A 2,804-nucleotide genomic window follows, 5' to 3' on the forward strand; every position below is an offset into this window, starting at 1 on the left:
CGCCCGCGGGCGTGGCCTGGGCGGCGCCCGCTCCCGAGGGGACGGGGGGTGAAGCGGCGGCGGCGAAGAGCATCGAGCCTTCGCCCGAGGCCGTCGAGGCGGCCATCGAAGCGGGCGACCTGAGCCTCGCCCGCGACATCGCCGTGGCCCTGCGCGAGGCCGATCCGAGCCTCGAAAACCGCCGGCTCGAGGCGCGCACCTGGGTGACCCTGGGCGACTACGCTGCGGCCAAGGCGACCCTCGAGGCCGGGCAGGCGGAGCTCGAAGAGGAGTTGGACGCGATGCGCCAGGCCGCCGTCGACGAGGCCGCAGAGGCTGGCGAGGAGCTCGATCCGGCGAGCGTCGATCTGGGCAGCGAGGGCGCCGCGATCACGGCGCAGATCGGGGCGCTCGACGAAGAGCTCGCGGCCCTCGACGAGGCCTCTCGGGGCACCGTCGCCGACGAGCCCGAGTCGACGCACCGCGAGGCCATGGACGACGAGCGAGCCGCCCGATTGGCCGCGCTCGCGCCCAAGCCCTCGCCGCCGCCGGCCCCCATCGACGGGCCCGCGCCCATCGAGATCCACAAGAAGTGGTACTTTTGGGTCACCCTGGGGGCGATCGTCGCGTCCGCCGGGGCGATCGTCGCGCTGGGGATCCGCAACGGCGTCGACGAGCGCAACGAGCACTCGAGCGCCCAGCTCCCCGCGCCCGCGCCCGGCAAGGTCGGCCTCGGGGCGGGCGGAGTGGTGTTTCGTTTTTGATGGCGAGCGCGCGAGGCCGGGCGCTCGGAGTCCTCGGGCTGACGAGCGCGCTGGCGTGCGGCTCCGAGGGCGCGTCGGAGCAGGGCAGCGAGCGCGAGGCCGAGCTGGTCCAACCCCTGGCTGAGGCCCCTGGCGTGACGGCGTACTCGGGCCGCATCGAGTTCGAGGGCGGCGGCGTGATCCAAAACTGGCGCGTCGAGGGCTCCCTCGCCCCCGACCGCGACGGTCCGTCCAGCGGCGTCCGCCTGATCTTCGACGCCGAGGGCCTCGAGGGGCGCTCGGTACGGGTCGGCATGCTCCCGGCCCTCGCCGCCGCGCGTCAGGAGGTCGCCTTTGGCTCGCCGGGTCAGCCGGGAGAGCCCCGGGCGAACTGGACCCGCTTCGACTTCGGCGGCGATCGGGCGTCCGGGACCATCGAGGTCGAGCTCCTCGCTCCGGGGTCCGACTGGCACGCCGCCGACGCGGTCATCGTGCTCGAGGTCCACGCCCGCGGGGAGCTGAGGGGCCATCGCCTCGCCGTGCTTCGGGGCCCCCGGAGCGAGATGGTCAACGGCGAAGCCCGCTTTGAGGGCGGCCGGGCCGTGCTCGCCCTGCTCCCCGTCGAGCGGCGACCGAGCGTGGTGAAGGCGGCGCGAGTCGGGGCCGAGGGCATCACCCTCGACGGCCGCCGCGACGAGGCCGTGTGGCGCGCGGACGGGGCCCAGCGATTGCTCTCGAGCCGCACCGGCGAGCCCCCCCGCGAGCTCGAGGAGCAGCTCGGGGGGCCGACCTGGGTGTGGTTCGCCTGGGACGAGGAGGCCCTCTACGTCGCCGCGCAGCTCCCCGACCCGGACCTCTACGCCCCCCACGAGCGCCGCGACGATCCCCTCTACCGCGACGAGGCCTTCGAGGTCTTCCTGGCCGCCGACAACTCCGGGCGGGCCTACCTCGAGCACCAGGTCTCGGCCCGCGGGGTCCACTTCGACGCGCGCTTTCCCGAGTATCGCAAGGGCGACGAGGCGTGGAACGGGAGCTGGCGCAGCGCCGTGCGCCTCGACGGCGAGCTCGACGAGCGCGGGGGCGACCGCGGGTGGAGCGTGGAGCTGGCCTTCCCCTGGGCCGAGCTGTGCGCCGAGACCGAGCTGCGCTGCCCCGTGGCCGCGGGGACGCGCCTGCGCACCAACGTGTTTCGCCTCGACAAGCCCGACCGCAAGAGTCAGGTCGGCCTCGCGCTCAGCCCGACCCTGCGCCCGGACTTCCACGCCTGGGGCAACGCGGCGGTGTTGGAATTGATCGACTAGACTGGACGCTCCGACCATGACGCGACCCGCCCCGAAGTTCTCGCCGCTCGCCGCTCTCGCCCTCGCCAGCTCGCTGTGCCTGGGCGTCGTCCCCGGCTGCGAGAGCGGATCGACGGGGGGCACGGCGGCGCCCGGATCCGGCGGGCCTCGCCGAGGCGCGAAGATCCGCGAGCTCGAGGGGCGGGCGCGGGCCAGCGGCGAGCCGGCCGAGCGCTACGGCGTGGCCCAGGACCACCAGCTCAACGCCATCGAGGAGAGCATCCTCGCCGAGGTGCTCGAGCGCGGCGGCGCGGCGGCGCCCGGAGGGCTGGTCCACGACGTGGCGCTGTCGAGCCTGGCCCAGGACCTCGCCGCGCTCAGCCCGAGCCGCTACGACATGCCGCCGACCCTGCTCGACGCGCTCATGGCCTGGCACGGGGTCAGCGATCCGCAGCCCGCCCTGGTCGTCGTCGAGCTCGAGGGCACGGCCCACGGTTGCCACGTCGAGCTCCGCCCGGACTGCGCCAGCGCGGTCGAGGCCCTGGTCGAAGAGGTGCAGCGCAGCTTCTCGGCCTCCGGGGGCGGACGTTGGCGCGCGGGCGTGGGCGTGGCCGCGGCCGAGGGCGGAGCCAAGACCCGGCTGATCGTCACCCTGGTCGAGCGGGGCATCGAGCTCGAGCCCATCCCGGTGCAGGTCGAGCGCAACGCGGGCTTTCGCGTGGCCGGCCGGTTGATCGGTCGCCGGGCCAAGCCGCGCATCGAGGTCGTCGACCCCAAGGGCAAGTGGTCGCGCAAGCCCGCC

At 74.9% G+C, this 2,804-nt stretch carries 2 protein-coding genes and 1 pseudogene; all 3 read left to right on the forward strand.

Features of this window, described 5'->3' with window-relative positions:
* The coding region (locus tag PPSIR1_RS41255) for a hypothetical protein (protein WP_006977296.1) at positions 1 to 743 on the forward strand (743 nt) is incomplete at its 5' end.
* A complete protein-coding gene (locus PPSIR1_RS45405; protein ID WP_006977297.1) occupies positions 743 to 2,023 on the forward strand; it encodes a carbohydrate-binding family 9-like protein in 1,281 nt (426 codons plus the stop codon). The genes PPSIR1_RS41255 and PPSIR1_RS45405, both read left to right, overlap by 1 nt.
* 16 nt (positions 2,024 to 2,039) lie before the next feature.
* Positions 2,040 to 2,804: pseudogene (locus tag PPSIR1_RS41265) on the forward strand (hypothetical protein); the annotation flags it as partial.

The organism is Plesiocystis pacifica SIR-1 (assembly GCF_000170895.1).
Taxonomy (GTDB): domain Bacteria; phylum Myxococcota_A; class Polyangia; order Nannocystales; family Nannocystaceae; genus Plesiocystis; species Plesiocystis pacifica.

Coding starts and splice junctions, on each gene's coding strand:
- PPSIR1_RS45405 (WP_006977297.1), top strand. CDS start 743: ATGGCGAGCGCGCGAGGCCGGGCGCTCGGAGTCCTCGGGCTGACGAGC.